The sequence below is a fragment of the Shimia sp. CNT1-13L.2 genome (assembly GCF_024331145.1).
GTDB lineage: Bacteria > Pseudomonadota > Alphaproteobacteria > Rhodobacterales > Rhodobacteraceae > Shimia.
Window position 1 is genome coordinate 199,369 of the sequence record NZ_JANDJO010000006.1, and the last position, 17,118, is coordinate 216,486.

General features: G+C 62.4%; 20 protein-coding genes. 4 read left to right on the forward strand and 16 right to left on the reverse strand.

The annotated features are described in order from the left end of the window. The first annotated feature begins 19 nt into the window (after window positions 1-19). From NNA36_RS14475 to NNA36_RS14485, 3 genes are read left to right on the forward strand one after another with little or no spacing between them, the layout of a single operon-like run. Window positions 20-1,372 (forward strand): pyruvate dehydrogenase complex E1 component subunit beta, encoded by a 1,353-nt coding sequence (locus NNA36_RS14475; RefSeq protein WP_255108252.1) that lies wholly within the window; start codon window positions 20-22, stop codon window positions 1,370-1,372. Between the two features lie 12 nt (window positions 1,373-1,384). Then, window positions 1,385-2,692: a pyruvate dehydrogenase complex dihydrolipoamide acetyltransferase gene (locus NNA36_RS14480; RefSeq protein WP_255108255.1), complete on the forward strand. Its 1,308-nt coding sequence runs from the start codon at window positions 1,385-1,387 to the stop codon at window positions 2,690-2,692. Between the two features lie 6 nt (window positions 2,693-2,698). Further along, window positions 2,699-3,289 (forward strand): potassium channel family protein, encoded by a 591-nt coding sequence (locus tag NNA36_RS14485; protein WP_255108257.1) that lies wholly within the window; start codon window positions 2,699-2,701, stop codon window positions 3,287-3,289. A 114-nt stretch (window positions 3,290-3,403) separates the two neighbouring features. Here the strand turns inward: NNA36_RS14485 and cysE are convergent, their stop codons facing one another. Next, window positions 3,404-4,219: a serine O-acetyltransferase gene (gene cysE / locus NNA36_RS14490; RefSeq protein WP_255108260.1), complete on the reverse strand. Its 816-nt coding sequence runs from the start codon at window positions 4,217-4,219 to the stop codon at window positions 3,404-3,406. An 85-nt stretch (window positions 4,220-4,304) separates the two neighbouring features. Here cysE and NNA36_RS14495 point away from each other — a divergent pair, with 85 nt between their 5' ends. Then, entirely contained in the window at window positions 4,305-4,643 is a 339-nt protein-coding gene (locus tag NNA36_RS14495; protein ID WP_255108263.1) for a TraR/DksA C4-type zinc finger protein, read from the forward strand. 278 nt (window positions 4,644-4,921) lie between these two features. Here the strand turns inward: NNA36_RS14495 and NNA36_RS14500 are convergent, their stop codons facing one another. The 15 genes from NNA36_RS14500 to NNA36_RS14570 all read right to left on the reverse strand — a co-directional run bounded on the left by NNA36_RS14500 (window position 4,922) and on the right by NNA36_RS14570 (window position 17,093). Beyond that, window positions 4,922-8,836, reverse strand: a complete 3,915-nt coding sequence (locus NNA36_RS14500; protein ID WP_255108265.1) for a glycoside hydrolase TIM-barrel-like domain-containing protein — start codon at window positions 8,834-8,836, stop codon at window positions 4,922-4,924. Next, window positions 8,836-9,270 (reverse strand): peptidase, encoded by a 435-nt coding sequence (locus NNA36_RS14505; protein WP_255108267.1) that lies wholly within the window; start codon window positions 9,268-9,270, stop codon window positions 8,836-8,838. The genes NNA36_RS14500 and NNA36_RS14505 overlap by 1 nt, the downstream gene beginning before the upstream one ends. Continuing rightward, window positions 9,267-10,157, reverse strand: a complete 891-nt coding sequence (locus tag NNA36_RS14510; RefSeq protein ID WP_255108270.1) for a DUF2163 domain-containing protein — start codon at window positions 10,155-10,157, stop codon at window positions 9,267-9,269. The genes NNA36_RS14505 and NNA36_RS14510 overlap by 4 nt, the downstream gene beginning before the upstream one ends. Further along, window positions 10,157-10,789 (reverse strand): DUF2460 domain-containing protein, encoded by a 633-nt coding sequence (locus NNA36_RS14515; RefSeq protein ID WP_255108273.1) that lies wholly within the window; start codon window positions 10,787-10,789, stop codon window positions 10,157-10,159. Before NNA36_RS14515 ends, NNA36_RS14510 begins: the two co-directional genes overlap by 1 nt. Before the next feature lie 15 nt (window positions 10,790-10,804). After that, complete coding sequence (locus NNA36_RS14520; protein ID WP_255108275.1) at window positions 10,805-11,467, reverse strand: phage tail tape measure protein; 663 nt, start codon at window positions 11,465-11,467, stop codon at window positions 10,805-10,807. Continuing rightward, the gene (locus NNA36_RS14525; RefSeq protein WP_255108277.1) at window positions 11,460-11,663 is read right to left on the reverse strand and encodes a rcc01693 family protein; all 204 of its coding nucleotides are present in this window, start codon (window positions 11,661-11,663) and stop codon (window positions 11,460-11,462) included. The genes NNA36_RS14520 and NNA36_RS14525 overlap by 8 nt, the downstream gene beginning before the upstream one ends. Beyond that, a complete protein-coding gene (locus tag NNA36_RS14530; RefSeq protein ID WP_255108279.1) occupies window positions 11,650-11,982 on the reverse strand; it encodes a gene transfer agent family protein in 333 nt (110 codons plus the stop codon). Before NNA36_RS14530 ends, NNA36_RS14525 begins: the two co-directional genes overlap by 14 nt. A gap of 2 nt (window positions 11,983-11,984) precedes the next feature. Next, a complete protein-coding gene (locus tag NNA36_RS14535; RefSeq protein ID WP_255108281.1) occupies window positions 11,985-12,398 on the reverse strand; it encodes a phage major tail protein, TP901-1 family in 414 nt (137 codons plus the stop codon). Between the two features lie 21 nt (window positions 12,399-12,419). Continuing rightward, entirely contained in the window at window positions 12,420-12,740 is a 321-nt protein-coding gene (locus NNA36_RS14540) for a DUF3168 domain-containing protein (protein ID WP_369681673.1), read from the reverse strand. Window positions 12,741-12,825: 85 nt separating this feature from the next. Then, a complete protein-coding gene (locus NNA36_RS14545) occupies window positions 12,826-13,164 on the reverse strand; it encodes a head-tail adaptor protein (RefSeq protein ID WP_255108283.1) in 339 nt (112 codons plus the stop codon). After that, a complete protein-coding gene (locus NNA36_RS14550) occupies window positions 13,161-13,754 on the reverse strand; it encodes a hypothetical protein (RefSeq protein WP_255108285.1) in 594 nt (197 codons plus the stop codon). The genes NNA36_RS14545 and NNA36_RS14550 overlap by 4 nt, the downstream gene beginning before the upstream one ends. A gap of 141 nt (window positions 13,755-13,895) precedes the next feature. Next, on the reverse strand, window positions 13,896-15,077 hold the full coding sequence (locus NNA36_RS14555; protein WP_255108286.1) for a phage major capsid protein: 1,182 nt from the start codon (window positions 15,075-15,077) through the stop codon (window positions 13,896-13,898). Between the two features lie 22 nt (window positions 15,078-15,099). Continuing rightward, window positions 15,100-15,666 (reverse strand): HK97 family phage prohead protease, encoded by a 567-nt coding sequence (locus NNA36_RS14560; RefSeq protein ID WP_255108290.1) that lies wholly within the window; start codon window positions 15,664-15,666, stop codon window positions 15,100-15,102. A 19-nt stretch (window positions 15,667-15,685) separates the two neighbouring features. Beyond that, window positions 15,686-15,916: a hypothetical protein gene (locus NNA36_RS14565; protein WP_255108292.1), complete on the reverse strand. Its 231-nt coding sequence runs from the start codon at window positions 15,914-15,916 to the stop codon at window positions 15,686-15,688. Next, window positions 15,909-17,093, reverse strand: a complete 1,185-nt coding sequence (locus NNA36_RS14570; RefSeq protein ID WP_255108294.1) for a phage portal protein — start codon at window positions 17,091-17,093, stop codon at window positions 15,909-15,911. The genes NNA36_RS14565 and NNA36_RS14570 overlap by 8 nt, the downstream gene beginning before the upstream one ends. Between the last annotated feature and the right edge of the window lie 25 nt (window positions 17,094-17,118).

Genomic DNA, 17,118 nt, shown 5'->3' on the forward strand with positions numbered 1-17,118 from the left:
GACAGAGGAGAGTTGAAAGATGGCTACTGAAATCCTGATGCCCGCCCTGTCGCCCACGATGGAAGAAGGCACGCTGGCGAAATGGCTGGTGAAAGAAGGCGACACCGTACAATCCGGTGACATCATCGCCGAAATCGAAACCGACAAGGCCACGATGGAATTCGAGGCGGTCGACGACGGTGTGATTGGCCACATCCTCGTGCCGGAAGGCACCGAGAACGTGAAGGTCAACACGGCCATTGCCACGTTGCTTGAGGACGGCGAAGAAGCAGGTGCTGCACCTGCTGCGGCGGCGGCTCCGGCGGCAGCGCCCGCCCCGGCGGCGCAGGTTGCGGCCGCGCCCGAGGTGGCACCGGTTGAACAGACCCCGGACTGGCCCGAAGGTACCAAGCTCAAGCAACAAACCGTGCGCGAGGCCCTGCGTGATGCGATGGCCGAAGAGATGCGCTCGGACGAAGACGTCTACCTGATGGGCGAAGAGGTTGCCGAGTACCAGGGGGCCTATAAGGTGTCCCAGGGGCTTTTGGACGAATTCGGCTCCAAGCGGGTGATCGACACCCCGATCACCGAGCACGGTTTTGCCGGCATCGCGGTGGGCGCGGCCTTTGGCGGATTGAAACCGATTGTCGAGTTCATGACATTCAACTTTGCCATGCAAGCCGTTGATCAAATTATCAATTCCGCAGCCAAGACCCTCTATATGTCGGGCGGTCAGATGGGTGCGCCGATGGTGTTCCGTGGCCCGAACGGTGCCGCTGCGCGGGTTGGCGCTCAGCACAGTCAGGACTATGCCGCATGGTATGCGCAGATCCCCGGCCTCAAGGTGGTGATGCCCTATTCGGCGGCGGATGCCAAAGGCCTGCTGAAGTCGGCCATCCGCGACCCGAACCCGGTGATCTTCCTTGAGAACGAAATCCTTTACGGGCGGTCTTTTGACGTGCCGGTTCTGGATGATTTCACCATCCCCTTCGGCAAGGCCAAGATCTGGCGCGAGGGAACGGACGTAACCATCGTCAGCTTTGGCATCGGGATGCAGTACGCGCTGGAAGCGGCTGACAAGCTGGCCGAAGACGGCATAAGCGCCGAAGTCATCGACCTGCGCACCCTGCGCCCCATCGACTATGACACGGTGCTGAATTCGGTGATGAAGACCAACCGCTGTGTCACTGTCGAAGAAGGCTGGCCCGTTGGGTCGATCGGCAACCACCTGTCGGCCACGATCATGCAGCGCGCCTTTGACTATCTGGATGCCCCCGTGATCAACTGCACCGGCAAGGACGTTCCGATGCCCTATGCGGCCAATCTCGAGAAGATGGCCCTTGTGACCACCGACGAGGTGATCGCGGCGGTCAAAGAAGTGACCTATCGGTAAGGAGGATCAGAGATGCCAACAGAAATCCTCATGCCTGCTCTCTCCCCCACGATGGAGGAAGGCACGCTGGCCAAGTGGCTGGTCAAGGAAGGCGACGAAGTGCAATCCGGCGATATCATCGCCGAGATCGAAACCGATAAGGCGACGATGGAGTTCGAGGCCGTGGACGAGGGCATCATGGGCCCCATCCTCGTGGCCGAGGGCACCGAGGGCGTCAAGGTCAACACCGCCATCGCTGTCCTTCTCGAGGAAGGCGAAAGCGCGGATGACGTGAGCGTCGCTGCTGCGCCTGCGGCTTCTGCGGCACCCGCACAGGCGGCCGCCGCACCTGCGCCACAGGCGTCGGCCCCTGCCGCCCCTGCCCCCGCCGCTGCGGATGGCAGCCGCATCTTCGCCTCGCCTCTTGCACGGCGGATCGCGGCTGACAAGGGGTTGGACCTCGCGGCCATTCAGGGCTCGGGTCCGCGTGGCCGGATCGTCAAGGCCGACGTGGAAAGCGCCCAGCCAGGTGCCGCCACGGCCCCTGCGGCGGTGGAAACGGCTCCGGCCCCTACCGCTCCGGCAGCAGCCCCCTCACCAATGCCGCAGAGTGCGGACGCTGCAACGGTTGCCCGCATGTACGAAGGCCGCACCTACGAGGAAGTCGCGCTCGACGGGATGCGTAAGACAATCGCCGCGCGCCTGTCGGAAGCCAAACAGACCATCCCGCATTTCTATCTGCGCCGCGATATCAAGCTCGATGCGCTGCTGAAGTTCCGCTCGGAGCTTAACAAGCAGTTGGAAGGCCGGGGTGTGAAACTGTCGGTCAATGACTTCATCATCAAGGCCTGCGCCCTTGCCCTGCAACAGGTGCCCGATGCCAATGCCGTCTGGGCCGGTGATCGCGTTTTGAAGATGAAAGCCTCGGACGTGGCGGTTGCGGTGGCTATCGAAGGCGGGTTGTTCACCCCGGTCCTTCAGGATGCGGAGAGCAAGACCCTTTCGGCGCTATCGACCGAGATGAAGGACCTTGCCAGCCGCGCACGGGACCGCAAGCTGGCCCCGCATGAATACCAGGGCGGCAGTTTCGCGATCTCCAACCTCGGCATGTTCGGCATCGACAATTTCGACGCCATCGTGAACCCGCCGCATGCGGGGATCCTGGCCGTGGGCACAGGCGTGAAGAAACCCGTGGTCGGTGCTGATGGCGAAGTGACGGTGGCGACGGTAATGTCTGTCACCATGTCGGTGGATCACCGCGTGATCGACGGCGCGCTGGGGGCAGAGTTCCTCAAGGCCATCGTCGACAACCTCGAGAACCCGATGACCATGCTGGTATAAGCCCGAATGACCCGTGAAACGGTTTTGTTCTGCATTGTTCCGACAGCTGGCGTTGTTGTCGGAACAATCGTAGCGTTTTTCGGGGGACAGCCGATTTCCGAGCAACCACTTGCCGCGCTGATCGTTTCGCTTTTGCTGGGCGCAAGCGCGGTCTCGGTGTTTCTTGCCCATTTTAGCAGGAATGTGTCCAACCGCTTTGCCTGGGGCACGATCTTTACCAACGGCGCGTTGATGATCCTGTTTTTCGCCCTGCTGCACAGCGCAGCGGGCATCATGTGCACCTCACCGATCTGTGTTGGAACGCAGACCGTGCAGTTTGACATCGCGAACGGCAGCGTCGCAACGGCGAATCTGGACAGCCGTTTTCTCTCGGGGCTCTATTTTTCGGTCGTGACCTTCACGACCCTCGGCTATGGCGATTTTCAACCGCACCCGGACCTGCGCCTGCTGGCCGGTTTCGAAGCAGTGTTGGGATATATCTATCTTGGCCTGACCGTCGGCGCGGCAATTGACCTTGGAGGGCGTGGAGACAGGTCTCGGAAAGACGAAGGAAAGGTTACAGGATCACCAAGGCAACAGCTAAGATGGCCCCCATGACAGGTGCCAGAGCGAAGATCGCATTGACCTTGTGAGTCTTGATAAGTTCAACCATCCGGCACCTCCTTTCCTGGGTCAAATATAGGGTTACACCCTCAACAAATCAACAATGCTTCAGCCCTTGGCACCGTCGTGCAGGATCTGATCCATTTCGACTGCCGGCTGGGCGCAACCGGCCTCGCCGACGATCTTGGCGGGAACGCCTGCCACGGTCGAACAGGGCGGCACTTCCTGCAGGACAACCGAACCGGCGGCGATGCGGCTGCAATGGCCAACCTTGATGTTGCCCAGCACTTTCGCGCCAGCCCCAATCAGAACCCCATCACCGATTTTCGGGTGGCGATCCTCTTCTTCCTTGCCGGTCCCGCCAAGCGTTACCGAGTGCAGCATCGACACGTTGTCGCCCACCACGGCGGTTTCACCGATCACGATGGAATGCGCGTGGTCGATCATGATGCCCTTGCCGATACGGGCGCCCGGATGAATGTCGATGCCGAAAATCTCGGAGGTGCGCATCTGGATGAAATAGGCCAGATCCTTGCGCCCTTCCCGCCAGAGCCAGTTGCCGATGCGATAGGCCTGAACCGCCTGAAATCCTTTGAAGTAGAGGATCGGTTGCAACAGGCGGTGGCAGGCCGGATCACGGTCGAAAATCGCCATCAGGTCGGCGCGGGCCGCTTCGATCAGCCCCTTGTCTTCGGAAAATGCCTCGTCAGCGATTTCACGCAGAACCACCATCGACATCTCATTCGACGACAGCTTGGCCGCAAAGCGATAGCTCAGCGCCCGCTCGATGGATTTGTGGTGCAGCACACAGGCATGGACCAGGCCGCCCATCAGGGGTTCGTCGCGAACCGCCTCTTCCGCTTCCGCAGTGATACGGGCCCAAACCGGGTCAACCGCAGTGATTTTCGCGCGTGTCTCAGCCATGGCAATCCATCCTTTGTTGGCTTTAGACTACACTACATAGTCTACGCGCAGCAAATTCAAAACCCTGATCGAAGGCATCACACGCATGAATGACAAAGAGTTGAGCCGGTTTCGAACGCTGATCCACGACAGGCTTGCGGCGTTGGAACGTGAAAACCAAAGGGGACAGGACGGGCAATCCACCGTCATGCTGGACCAGCAGGCCGTGGGCCGCCTGAGCCGCATGGATGCCCTGCAATCCCAGGCCATGGCCAAGGCCAATCAGGTCCGCAGGGACGCGACCGAGCTGGCGCTACACGCGGCCTTGCGGCGGATCGACGAGGGCGAGTTCGGATATTGCGAGGACTGCGGCGAAGAGATCGCCCGCAAGCGTCTGGAGTTCGATCCGGCCGTCCTGCGCTGTATCAGCTGCGCCTCCGGCTAAGGCGCCACTCCTCCAGACATCTCAACACCTGCGCGACGCACCGGCAGTATTCGCTGTCGGAAAAGCTTGGCTCTGGCCGCATGGGAAATCTGTGCGCGATCGACATGAGAGACCCGTCCCCCCATCGCGGATGGCTGTATCCGAAGCGTTTGAAATAGTGATGCGCCGCGTGCGACTGGCGGATCATGCTTTCACAACGGGTCCTGCGGCTGTCGTTAGGCAGCGCAAGCAGAACCCGCGCCACCGCCACCACATCCCCGTGCATGACCCGCCGCATCTCAGGCGGAAATGGTCAGCGAAGCAAATGGCCCCGGTCCAAATCGCCCCGAAACCTGCGCCACCTGGATCTCGTAAGGTGGAACAATGCCGTCGGCAGACTGGTCTGCCACCGTGTAATCCCAGCCCTGTTGCGAAACCTCCTCTTCGCGCACCAAGGCCCCGTCTTTGAGAACACGCAGGGCATAGGCCTCCCGCTCCTCGTTCAGGGGCACCTCCGGCACCTCCCACTCATCGCCATCAAACCGCGTCCGGCGCACCCAGGTCACCGCAAGATCACCCGAGCCATGCGCTGTCGCGCTCAGGTGGCACGGGCTGTAGGGGCGCAGCCCAGCGCCCGCAAAGGCATGTGTCTGGTGCAGATAGGACGGATCATCATACCCCCGCTGCGCCGGACCAATGCGATAGTGCCGCTGACGCCCACGCGTCGAGGGCGCAAGGTCAAGCTGTTCGACGGTCTTGTCCAGAAGCACAACCCATGACCCCAGTGGCCAGACCTCGGGCACGAAGGCATCCGTCCCAAGCTGCCCCCGCAGACGGCCGCGCAGCCACCATGTGTCCTGCGCCACAAGTTCGGCATCGCGGAACTGGAACACCTCCCAGTTGCCCGGCGTGCCATCCCCGAGCACCGCGGCATTGCCGCCTGCCAACAGCGCCGCCGGATCAACGCCCTCAAAGGCACCGGACAGGAGTTTGACTTGAAGCACCGGCCCCTCGTCCCAAAGCCCCGTCGGCGCGCGCCAGAGGGCGCTTTCCGTGACACCAATCGTGGCGCGCTTGGTGGCCAGTTGGGTCAGCGCATAGTTGGCATCCCTGTCCGAACCATAGACGGCCACGCTCCCCGGCCAGGGCGTTGCCGTGACCGCCAGATGCGGCGCATGGGGCGTTTCGTCACCGCTCAGCAGCGGCAGGTCCATGAAGAGCGGCAGAACCGGAACCGGCGCGGCAAAGGGCCTGGTGCTGGCCGTCTGATCCTCATAACCGGTTGGCTTGTAGACCGAGGCTTCGATCTGCACGGCCTCGGCGATCTGGTAGTGCCCCTGCTCGATACGCTCGATACGAAACGGCCCGCCGTCGCCCTTCAGGTTCACCACGTCGCCTGCACCGATGTTCAAAACTGAAGGCGGCAAGGCAAAACGCGCCCGTTCACGCGCCACACGCGCCTCGCTCAGCCAGCGCTCTGCAATCTGGCGCCCTTCGGCACGCCCCATGCTGATCGGCAGCTCAGTCCCCGTTATCCCATGTGTCGCGTCCTCGGGAAGCACCGCTTCCTCGGCAAGAGCCGCAAAGTCGCCATCGGCTTCAACAAACTGAACCCGCACACGCCCCGTGGTCTCGGCTTCGGCATCCCGCTGCCGGTCAACGGTCCCGTCAATATCCTCAGAAACGGCAAAGCGATCGGTGTCCAACACATGCACGTCTTGCCCAGCGCGCATGATGAACTTTATCACCCCGTCCCGTTCCACGGCATCAAACCCGTGTTGCATCATCAGGGGCTGGAGAGCGGATCGCGCATCGCTGACCTCGCCCACCACATATCCCTGCACGACACCGTGCAATTGCGAAACATCGAAATGCGGCATGTCCGAGCGCAGGCAAATCTCGGCCACCACCGAGGCCAGCGGCCGCGTTGCGCTCCGTCCGTTGATCCAGTGCCCCCGCGCATAGCTTGCGCCGTCACTCCAGAGATCGCGGCTATTGGGAAAGAACGGAAACGGGCGCGCATCCCAGGCCCAGACATGGGCGCGGCTCATATCCACCATCCGCGCACCATAAATCTCCGAGACCGGGTTGTTTTCACTGTTCCCCCAGTAGGAGATCATCGCCCGCAGATACTGGGCCTGGATATGATCGTCCCGGCGTCCGTCGGAATATCGTGGCAGGCTGCTTTCCGACGACTTGGGATCAAGAAACTTGTTGGGCTGGTTCGTGCCCTTGTCCACAGCCGCACAGCCCATTTCGGTAAAGACGATGGGTTTGGATTGCGGCACCCAGTCTGTGGGGTCTTCCTGACGCACACCGCCAATGCGCTCGTGGTGATCCTGCCCCCACCAGTTGGCGATGTCCTTGTAGCGAAACACCCAAGGCTCATCATGCGCGCCATCGGTGATCGGCGTGCGGATCTGCGCCGCGCGCGCCTCACTCGAATGGTAGAACCACTCGTACCCCTCGCCCCCTTCGATATTGGCCTTGAGGTAGTCGGGATTGTAAACCGATCCCCAATCCGCATCGGCGTGGTCATCGTCCTCACGCCAATCCGAAAGCGGCATATAGTTGTCGATGCCGACAAAGGCGATCTCGGGATCGGCCCAAAGCGGATCGAGGTTGAAGAACACGTCCCCCGATCCGTCCTGCGGATGGTATCCGAAATACTCGCTCCAGTCGGCCGCATAGGTCAGCTTCACATCTGGCCCAAGAAGCGCACGAACCTCGCTCACCAGCGCCCGCAAGGCCTGTACAGCGACAAACTGGTTCCCTGCCCCGCGTATCCGTGTCAGCCCCCGCATTTCCGACCCGATGCAGAAGCTCTCAACCCCGCCAGCCGCGGCACACAGGGCGGCGCAATGCAGGATGAAACGACGGTAGCGCCACTCCTGTGGCCCGCTGTAAAATACGCTTCCCTCGCCTACCGTGAAATCCGAAGCCGTCGCGCTCCCGAAAAAGGCCGCAACCTCAGCCTCTGCCGCCGACATGCCATCCGGCGTTCCCGCCTGACCCGCCGCCTTCGACGTCGTGATCCGCCCGCGCCAGGGCAGCACCGGCTGGTCGGCATTGTCACTCCACGGATCGGCCAAGCCATTGCCCGCCAACTGCTCCATCAACAGGAAGGGGTAGAACATCACGCTCTTACCCTCCTCGTTCAGGTGCTGGATCGCTTCGATCACCGCGGCATCCGCAGGCGTCCCCCCATAGATCGGACGGTCCTCAATCCGGGCAATCTCCTCGGCCGTGGCCCGCGTCTCACCGCACACCTGCCATGGCATATTGCTGCCATCGGCTTCCTTGCGCTCGACCTTGGGCCGGATCTCGCAGTCACCACAGCGCAAATCATCCCCGAACCAGCTCACGATCAGCGACACCGCACCACAGTTCGGCAGTTCGTTCTCAAGCGCGCCAACAGATGTCACAAAATCCGTCTGCCCCGACGGGGAATTCACATTGGCACTTTGCGACTGGCCCGGCGCGCCGCTCACGAACACAGGGGTTGTGGCCAGCGCATACTCTCCGGTGCCCGGCATCAGGGCGACGGCCTTGACCGCATGGGCAATATCGCCCTCTGCCGAATTTTGCTCCTTGTGGGTGGGCCTGCACACTTCAAATGAAAACTGCGGCACACGGTTCCCGAAGGGCGCAAGCGGCATATCCTCCATGACCACATAAGCCGTGCCGCGATAAGCAGGCACAAGCCCCTCTCCCTCGACCACCTCGATCAACGGATCGGGCAGTTGCGTCTGCGTCCCCTTGTAGACGCGCATGTTAAGATCACCGGCCGCGACTTCGACACCATCCGCCCAGACCCGCGCAACATGGCTGATCTCGCCCTCACACAGCGCGATGGCAAGGGAAACAGTATAGCTATAGTCGCGCACTTCCGGCTGGGGCGCTGCGCCCTTGCCGCCCCCGCTGACCGCAACGCTTTCGGCAAAGCGCGTTGCCCAGATCACCTGCCCGCCAATCCGCATCCGACCATAGACTTGCGAAACGGGCCGCCCCTCGGACGCCTGATTCAGGCGAAACCTCTCGATCTTGCCTGTCTCCACCGCCTGCGTGCCATCCCCAAGGATGCGCTGGTCAATGGCACGACCCAGTGTTGCCCCCGCCAGACGCCCAATCGCAACCGCCGACAGCCCCGCAACACTGCCCCCGATCGAGCCCCCAATCGCCGCACCGGCAGCCGAAAGAACAAGTGTCGCCATCACGCACCCTCCAATGGAAATGAAAACCGCGCCACGATCCGGCGGCGCCACGGTGTGCTCAGCGCACTTTCGGCAACGGCCCGTCCGGCATAGGCATGAATGAAACTCGCCCTCGCGCCGGTCCGCCCCGCAATCCCCAGATGCTTGGCAACGCTGCCCGCCCGCATCCGGAACAGAAGAACATCGCCCGGGGCCTCTTCCTCAAGCGGCTTGGCAACCAGCCAGCGCGCCGCCGCCTGCCACAGAACCTCGTCCCCCTGAGGCTCGGACCAGTCCATCGTGTAGGCAGGCACGGGTTCGGGCAAACGACCGTTCAAAGACTGCCAAACCCCAAGCACCAGCCCAAGACAATCGCAGCCTGCGCCCTTCACGGCGCACTGATGCCGATAGGGTGTACCAATCCACTCCCGCGCCAGGGACACAACCGCCGTCATCCCCGCAGGCTCCCACCGGTGTTCACGCTGCTCTGCTTGGGATAGCTCATCTGCCAATCCTCGCCCGGAATGTCAGGAAATCCCCGAAAGTTGAGCTGATTGGCGAACTTCAGACGGCAGGTCTCAAACCGCTTGTCACACCCCGCATCCAACCGCACCTCGTCCCCAGCGTTGATACTGGCCCGGATCGGCTCCCACAGTTCCACAACGCGCCTGCCATCCGCCTCAAACGCATCCCGTTTGATCATCCCCCGCAAACCAGCGGCCTCTCCCGAATGCAAGGAAAGCGCCCCACGGGTGAACCAACCGTCCTCAAACCCCGCAAGGCTTGCCCAGCGAAACACGCGGCCCTCCTGCACCTCTTCAACGGTCAGCAGCGTATGATAACCCGCCCCGTCCAGATCAAAGCCACAGGCGGCATCCCCCAACACAGCCGTACAAGGTTTCTGGTAAACGCGCCCGATGGGACGGTTCAGCATCTCGCTCAGGCCCCGCAACTCGGCGCGAAAGGCACCGCCCGCACGGGTCAAAGCGCCGATCTGCCCACGAAACACCAGGCTGCGCTCGGTCACGTCCCCCCAGTTCACCAGCCAGCAGCTCACATCGGCCCCGTCCAGACGGCCGGCCTCGATATCGGTCTCGGTGATCCCCGCATCGCTCAGCGCGCCAAGTGCCTCGGAGTTGTCGATCGACAACCCGGTCGCCTGTTCAATCGCCAGCGCCGTCAAACCGGTCTCTGCCTTGAAAACAAACCCTTCGAACGCAAGATCGCAATCATGCTCGGTGAACCCGTATCGCAGACCATCCGAGCGGCGAATGCCCCAACAGCGGGCCACCGTGGTCAACCCCGTTTGCAGATGCGCCTGCAATGCCTCCTGAAGCGCCATCAGACCCGCACCTCGACAACCGGCACATTAGGCACATCGCCCGCCTGGAAACTCGCCACGCTTGTCTGGATGCGATCCGTGTCAAACCGCACCGGCACATCAAATTCGAACCCTGCGGTGATCTCGCGCCCCTCGTCGGGGATCTTGTCGAAGGTCACGACCCCCGTGGCGACATCCACTTCATAGTGCACGCCCTCGAACATCTCGTCCCCCTCGATACCCATGCGCACCGTACCGGCGACCGGCTTGCAGATCGGGCGGTCATAGCGCCCCTCGCCCGACACATAGGTTTTCTGAAGGGCGAAACTGGCCCTCTCGCCATCCGCAACGGCAATGGTCTGATCCCGGTATCCCACCTCGCCCGAAGCAGGGCAGGATTTGAAATCCGACCAGTCTTTCCAGCGAAATCCGTAAAGCTGCCCGCGTCGTGCTTCGAAAAAGGCGATCAGCTGCTCGACATCATCCAGGCTGCGCATCCCCACACCCGCATCATAGCGGCGGCGTGAGTGCGCCCAGGGCGTGTTGCGCTCTTCGAAGCCATTGGCCAGCGTCACCACATCCGTGCGCCGCTCCGGCCCCCCAACAGACCCGAAACTCAGGCTGGCCGGAAACCGCACCTCATGAAATCCCATGTCACATTCCTCCGATCAAAGGTTGCGCTGCCCGCGCCCCAGAACACGCCCCATCTGCGCAGCGATCTGCCCCGATGAGCGGCGGAAGCTCTCGGCATCCGGCGTCTGGATGTTCATCACAACGTTGACGGCACGCCCGCTTCCCGCCGCCTGCACCCCAAGCCGCCCGTCGGGACCACGCGCCAGCGGCATCACGGCTTCCGGTCCGGCCTCGCCCATCAACCCGATACCGCCCCGCATCGGAAAAGTGGTCGCGCCCGTCACAACGCCCCCCTTGGCAAAAGGCATCACGCGCCCCTGCACAAAGCTGCCGCCCTGTTCGAATGGCAGAATGTTCTGCACAAGGCCGCCAATACCGTTTGCGATCATGCCGCCGAAATGGTCGGTAACGGGGCGCAGCGCCGCATTATAGGCGGTGTTCATCATGGTCCGCGCCATCCGGTCCAAAGTCTCCGACAGGCTGTCTCCGTCAAACACCAGCCCCTCAAAGGCCTTGCGCAATCCACGGCTCAGACCACGTTCCAGCGTCTTCACGTCCTGTCCCGTTGCCGACAGGGAACGCCGCATCGTGCGCAACTCCGTGTCGAAGCTCGCGGCGACCGATGTGGCCTGGGCCAAATTGGCTTCAAGCGCGTCTACCTGGTCGGCGAAGTCATCCAATCCATCGCTCTCAGTCATTGTCCTGTCCTTCCCTCCTGTCAGGATAAGCGGCAAGCAGGGCATCCAGCCCGGCACGATCCATCGTCTGCGCCGCGCCCCGTCTTCCCAGCATCAGGTTCAACTCAGCGGGCGTAAGCGCCCAGAACTCGGAAGGTCGCAGACCCAACCCTTGCAGGCCCACGCGCATCAGCCCCAGCCAATCAAGACCCGCCATCAGCCCCGTCCGGTACAGCAAAAGCCCGCGCCAAAAGATCGGCCGCCACCTTCGCGGCCTGCATCGGCCCGCCCGCGATCTCGGCCTGCAACAGATCCCGCGCGGTCCCCTGCCAGCCGCCACCACGCAATCCGGCCACGATCAGCGCAAGAACATCTCGCGTCTGAAACCGCCCACCTTCGAACCGCTCTACGAGGCCAACCAAGGTTTCACTCTCGAGACCCGCCTCCAGCTCGGCCAGCGCCCCAAGCGTCAGCTTGAGAACATGCCGCTGGCCATCGATCTCCAGCGCCACCTCACCGGCCCAAGGGTTCACCATGCTCACAGCGCCACGAAGGACAGCGCCCCGGCAGAGGCCATCGACATCTCGTAGGTCGCCTCACCGTTGTGGCTGCCTGCGTATTCGATCGCCGTCATCTGGAACGGCCCTTCGACGACGCCGAAATCGGGAATGATGACCTGGAAACCGGGGGTTTCACCGTCAAAGAAAATCTGGCGCGCGCGTTCGTCTGTATTGGCGTCCTTGAACACGCCCGAACCGGAAATCGCCGCCGATTTCACCCCTGCGCCTGACAGCAGTTCACGCCATCCCCCCTGGCTCTCAAGGCTGGTGACATCAACGCTTTCGGCATTGAAACTCACCCGCGTCGCCCGCAGCCCCGCGATTGTCTCGAACTGACCATCTCCGGTCAGGTCCACTTTGATCAGAAGATCCTTGCCATTCTGGGCACCCATATTCGTCACTCCGATATGTTGTTAATCGTCTTCGACACGTGCATGAAACCGCAGGTCGATCCTGCGCTGGTTGTCGCTACCAACCCGTTTCGCCACCGCGCGTTGGAAATTCAGGAACACCAGTCGTCCCCGCGAAAGCGTGAGGTCCGCCCCCTGCAGCGCATCGCAAACCGCGGCCGCCACGGCCTTGGCTTCGGCAAATCCAGCCGCCTGCGAGACCACCGAAATGATCAGGCGATGCTCTGCGCCCGTACCCGACCCATCAGACCGATCCAAAGCGGTCTCTGCGCCCAGGACAAGATAGGTCGCTGGCAAATCACCCGCAGGAAGCGCGTCATACACCGCCCCCCAAGAAGTGAGGAAAGCATCGTATCTGCTTGTAAAAAATCATATATTGCCAATTGAAGCGCGGCAGAAACACCATAGCTCATACCACCACCTCTTCTGTCGTCTCACACCTCAGATAGCGGCCAGCCGCATCATGCTCGGCAACGGCAAGGACCGTGAAAACACGGTTTCCTTCGCGAAACCGCATCCCCGGCACCGGGCGCGACGACTGTCCAACAGGTGCCGCACGCAGGATGATCCGATAGCGCGTAGTTGAAAGCGTGACGTCACCGCCATCGCGTTCGCGACCGCTGCGTGCCGTCACCTCGGCCCAAACCAGACCCAGCGCCTGCCAGGTCTCGGCATAGCCACCGGCCCCATCGGCCACCCGTTCGACCGCCTCCAGCGTCAGCTGGCGGGAAAGAAGCACCCGGCTCATCGCGTGCCCCCCAGACGCACGGGACGGTACCGCTCGATCAGGCTGCTCACGCCAAAAGGCATACAGCCGCTACACAGCGCGGTTTCATCGCGGTACTCATAGTAATGCGCCGCCAGCAGGAAGACTGCCTGCCGCAGATCGACGGGAACGTCCTCCCATGCCGCGCCAAAACCGGCGTCAAATCTGATTTCGACCTGCCCGTTGTGCGGCACCGATGGCAGGCATCCCCCCACCGGGCGCAGTTCGGGCGTCAGGCCGTCAGCAATAAGGCGATAGGCGCTTGGCGCCACAACCGCATCATCACCGGCCGCATCAACCAGCGACACCGAAGTCACGGTGCTGACCGGGGCCACGGGCAAACCCTGCCCCTGTTCGTTGCGCCAGTCTTGCAGCGTCCACAGGAACGACCGCACGATCAGAACCTTTCCGGTCCGCGCCTCGATCGCCGCCATGGCCGCCCGAAGGAAGCTTTCCAGAACACCGTCCTGAAGGCTGTCCTTGGAAAACCCGCTACCCAATCTCAGATGGGCCTTGAACTGTGCAACCGGAAGCACCGCCAGGGGCACAGATGTCTCTTCGACTAACATCATGGAAAAACTCCGGAAACTCTCTTCCCTCCGACAATTCGGGCGCGCGCCACTCGCACCGATCCGGCCGAGGGGACTGCCTGACAACGCCTAAACGTGGCGCACGCCCGGGCAAGGCGGTCGAACCGCCCTGCCTTGCGCTCATCAAGTTGACGAGAACTTCACGAACTTGATCGCCGCGAAATCGCTCACGTCGCCGCCAATGCGCTTGGTCGCATAGAACAGCACATGCGGCTTGGCGCTGAACGGATCACGCAGCACGCGCAGGTCCGGACGTTCCGCAATCGTGTAGCCGGCCGCAAAGTCACCAAAGGCGATCGCATTGGCACCTGCCGCGATGTCCGGCATGTCTTCGGCAATCATCACCGGATAGCCCAACAGACGCGCGGGTTCACCCGCGGCCAGGCTGTCAGCCCAGAGGAAACGGCCGTCGTTGTCCTTCAGCTTGCGTACCGCACCGGCAGTTTTGGAGTTCATCACAAAGCTCGCATTGGCGCGATAGTCCGCCCCCAGCGCATAGATCACGTCGATCAGCGCATCACCGTCGGCGAACTGACCATCGATGCCCGTCGCGACATAGCCAAGGTTGCCCCAGCTCCAGCTGTCATCAGCCACAATCGGGTGCGACATGAAGCCCGTCGGCTTGTCGATGCCGTCACCGTTCACAAAGGCCGCGGCCTCAGCACGGGCGAACTTGTCAGCGATACGCCCGGCCAGCCAGCCTTCGATGTCAAAGGCACTGTCATCCAGCAGACGCTGCGAGGCCTTCGGAAGCGCCGACAACTCGTGCAGGCCAATCGTGATACGCTCGATGTTCGGCGTACCGGTCTCGGTGGTGCTGGTGGTCTCGTCCGCCCAGCCCGCGCCCGCATCCGAAGTGTCGATCAGCACGTCATAGGACGTGGCCTCGACATTCACCACATTGGCAATCGAACGGATCGAGGCCGTGGTGTTCAGCACCGACCGGATGGTGTCCGCCGTCTGGGGGTCCACCAGGTACCCGCCGTCACTGTTGACAGCCGTCGACATCGATTTGCCCTCAAGATCAAGGCCGCGCAGCGCGTCGTCCTCGCCCGAACGCAGATAGGCGGTGAACGCCTTTTGATGCGGGGCGTCAAAATCGGTTGCGGCCGCCAGCGCGGGCCGTGCGATAGTCTGAGATTTGCGATCAAGCATGGTCAATTGCTCTTCCTGTTTCTTAAGTCGCGCGTGAATATCATCTTTGAAGTCACTGAAGTCGCGCATAAAACCCTGCACTGAGGACTTCACCTCGGCTGCCAGAGACACGCCTTCTCCGGCCCGAGCCTTCGTCTCGGTCTTACCCATCCATTTTTCCTCGAACCTTGAGTTACGCCGGACGCGACTCGCGCCTCAGCTCCCGGCGGGCGCCCTCGAAGGCCGCCGCCATCTCCCGCAGTGTCTGCGCCTCGGGGCTCTCCCCCTTGGCCGACACACGCGCACTGGGCAGCATCGGAAAGGTCACCAATGAGACCTCCCAAAGCTCCAGTTCCTGCAAGAGCCGCTCGCCCTTGGTGTTCTTTGTTGCCCGCAGCGTGCGATAGCCGATCGACAGCCCGTCAATCGCCCCCGCACCGATCAGCGCGGCCGCCTCGCGGGCCTTGGCGACATCCGGCAGAAGCCGCCCCTTGACCCACAGTCCCCTGTCATCCTCGCGCACCTCTTCCCAGACGCCAATCGGCTGCGCCGGATCGTGCTGCCAGAGCATCTTGACGGCCCGTCCCTCTGCCAGCAGCGTCCTGAGCGATGTCGCATAGGCGCCTTTTGCCACTACATCGCCCCCCTGATCGGCCTTGCCGAACAGGCTGGCATAGCCTTCGATCACGTTCTCGTCCTGCATCGAAATCGCCGCCCCAAAGCGCGCGAACTTGTGCTCCAACCCCGTATCCACCTGCATGTTCCGTCCTCTCGTATCCCTAGGGGGTGACTGTCAGAAGCGATTGAAGCGCCTGCGCCAGGATCACCCCGACCACCCCGTAAACCGTTAACCAAAGCCGTTTCTCCAGCCGCTCGATCAACGCCTCGATCTTGTCCAAACGCCGGTTCAGACTGTCGAACTGCAACTTGGCCACCCGCTCGTGCGCTTCCAGCCGCAAGGCAGGCGCACAGTCAAAAGCCTCGAACCCAAACCGCTTGCCATCACTCATCCGCAGCCCCATCCGCCTCGACCGGCAGTCCCAGCAAGCGGCGTTTTTCGGTCTGGGTCAGGAAATCCGCCGCCTGCACCCGCGCCCATTGCGCATCCCGCTCGGCGGCCAATGCGGGCACCTGGTCAAGGTCGGGCTTCAAGGTCAGATCCTCGCCTGAGAATTTGGTCAGCCACGCCCCGACGCTTTGTGCGACTCGCGTCGCCAGCGGCAGCACCGTCAGCCGATAGAAGGCGCGGTTCGCCTCCTGATAATTGGAATAGGTCGCGTCCCCCTGGATTCCCAACAACATCGGCGGCACCCCAAAGGCGAGTGCAATCTCGCGCGCAGCGGCTTCTTTCGTCTTCTGGAACTCCATGTCCGACGGCGAAAATCCCATCGGCTTCCAGTCCAGCCCGCCTTCCAGCAACATCGGTCGCCCGGCATTGCGCGCACCCTGATGGTGCGTCTCCATCTCTCCGACCAGGCGGTCATACTGATCCGCACTCAGGCCCCCTGCACCATCCGAGCCCTTGTAAACAATCGCCCCCGACGGCCGCGCGGCATTGTCCAAAAGCGCCTTTGACCACCGCGACGCCGCATTGTGGACATCCACCGCCATCGCCGCCGCCTGCAACGGCGAAAACCCGTAATGATCATCCTGCGGATGGAAGTTTCGCAAATGACAGATCGGCTGACCGGCCGTCATATCAAACCGGTGCTTACGATTGCCGACGCTGTATTCATAGGCCACCGGCCAGCCATCCCCACCCGGCACCACGTTCATCCGGTCCGAGCGCAGCACGTGCAGTTCCAGCGGCACACCGCTGTCACCGCCCACGGCCTCGACATAGCCGTTGCCGGACAAAAGCATCTGGCCATAAAGCGCCTCGAACAGCTCGGCGCGGCCCTGTGCCGGATTCGGCGCCTTCAAAAGGGACACCAGCGGGTGCGTTTCGTAGCGATGCACCCCGTCCTGCAAGACCAAAGGCAGGGCCGCCGCGCTTTCGGCAATCAGCTTTACACAGCGATACCCCACCGGATTGCCCGAAAACCCGGTCCGGGTCAGGGAAACGGTGTCACGCGGGCTCCAGGCCACGCGACCTGCGCTGTGCCAGGCCACCACTCGACCGGTCGCACTTGCTTTCTGCTCCGGCGCAGCCTCTGCCTCATGGTGTCGAAAAAAATCGAATAGCATCTTTATGTTGCTCCTGCTCTGGACC

Bases quoted from the DNA above. Each gene is read 5' to 3' on its own strand.
- NNA36_RS14570 (WP_255108294.1), bottom strand. From the start codon at position 17,093: ATGCTATTCGATTTTTTTCGACACCATGAGGCAGAGGCTGCGCCGGAG.
- cysE (WP_255108260.1), bottom strand. From the start codon at position 4,219: ATGGCTGAGACACGCGCGAAAATCACTGCGGTTGACCCGGTTTGGGCC.
- NNA36_RS14510 (WP_255108270.1), bottom strand. From the start codon at position 10,157: ATGGCGCTTCAGGAGGCATTGCAGGCGCATCTGCAAACGGGGTTGACC.
- NNA36_RS14495 (WP_255108263.1), top strand. From the start codon at position 4,305: ATGAATGACAAAGAGTTGAGCCGGTTTCGAACGCTGATCCACGACAGG.
- NNA36_RS14520 (WP_255108275.1), bottom strand. From the start codon at position 11,467: ATGACTGAGAGCGATGGATTGGATGACTTCGCCGACCAGGTAGACGCG.
- NNA36_RS14500 (WP_255108265.1), bottom strand. From the start codon at position 8,836: ATGGCGACACTTGTTCTTTCGGCTGCCGGTGCGGCGATTGGGGGCTCG.
- NNA36_RS14480 (WP_255108255.1), top strand. From the start codon at position 1,385: ATGCCAACAGAAATCCTCATGCCTGCTCTCTCCCCCACGATGGAGGAA.
- NNA36_RS14560 (WP_255108290.1), bottom strand. From the start codon at position 15,666: ATGCAGGTGGATACGGGGTTGGAGCACAAGTTCGCGCGCTTTGGGGCG.
- NNA36_RS14535 (WP_255108281.1), bottom strand. From the start codon at position 12,398: ATGGGTGCCCAGAATGGCAAGGATCTTCTGATCAAAGTGGACCTGACC.
- NNA36_RS14565 (WP_255108292.1), bottom strand. From the start codon at position 15,916: ATGAGTGATGGCAAGCGGTTTGGGTTCGAGGCTTTTGACTGTGCGCCT.
- NNA36_RS14530 (WP_255108279.1), bottom strand. From the start codon at position 11,982: ATGGTGAACCCTTGGGCCGGTGAGGTGGCGCTGGAGATCGATGGCCAG.
- NNA36_RS14475 (WP_255108252.1), top strand. From the start codon at position 20: ATGGCTACTGAAATCCTGATGCCCGCCCTGTCGCCCACGATGGAAGAA.
- NNA36_RS14545 (WP_255108283.1), bottom strand. From the start codon at position 13,164: ATGAGCCGGGTGCTTCTTTCCCGCCAGCTGACGCTGGAGGCGGTCGAA.
- NNA36_RS14550 (WP_255108285.1), bottom strand. From the start codon at position 13,754: ATGATGTTAGTCGAAGAGACATCTGTGCCCCTGGCGGTGCTTCCGGTT.
- NNA36_RS14555 (WP_255108286.1), bottom strand. From the start codon at position 15,077: ATGGGTAAGACCGAGACGAAGGCTCGGGCCGGAGAAGGCGTGTCTCTG.
- NNA36_RS14515 (WP_255108273.1), bottom strand. From the start codon at position 10,789: ATGGGATTTCATGAGGTGCGGTTTCCGGCCAGCCTGAGTTTCGGGTCT.
- NNA36_RS14505 (WP_255108267.1), bottom strand. From the start codon at position 9,270: ATGACGGCGGTTGTGTCCCTGGCGCGGGAGTGGATTGGTACACCCTAT.
- NNA36_RS14485 (WP_255108257.1), top strand. From the start codon at position 2,699: ATGACCCGTGAAACGGTTTTGTTCTGCATTGTTCCGACAGCTGGCGTT.
- NNA36_RS14525 (WP_255108277.1), bottom strand. From the start codon at position 11,663: ATGGCGGGTCTTGATTGGCTGGGGCTGATGCGCGTGGGCCTGCAAGGG.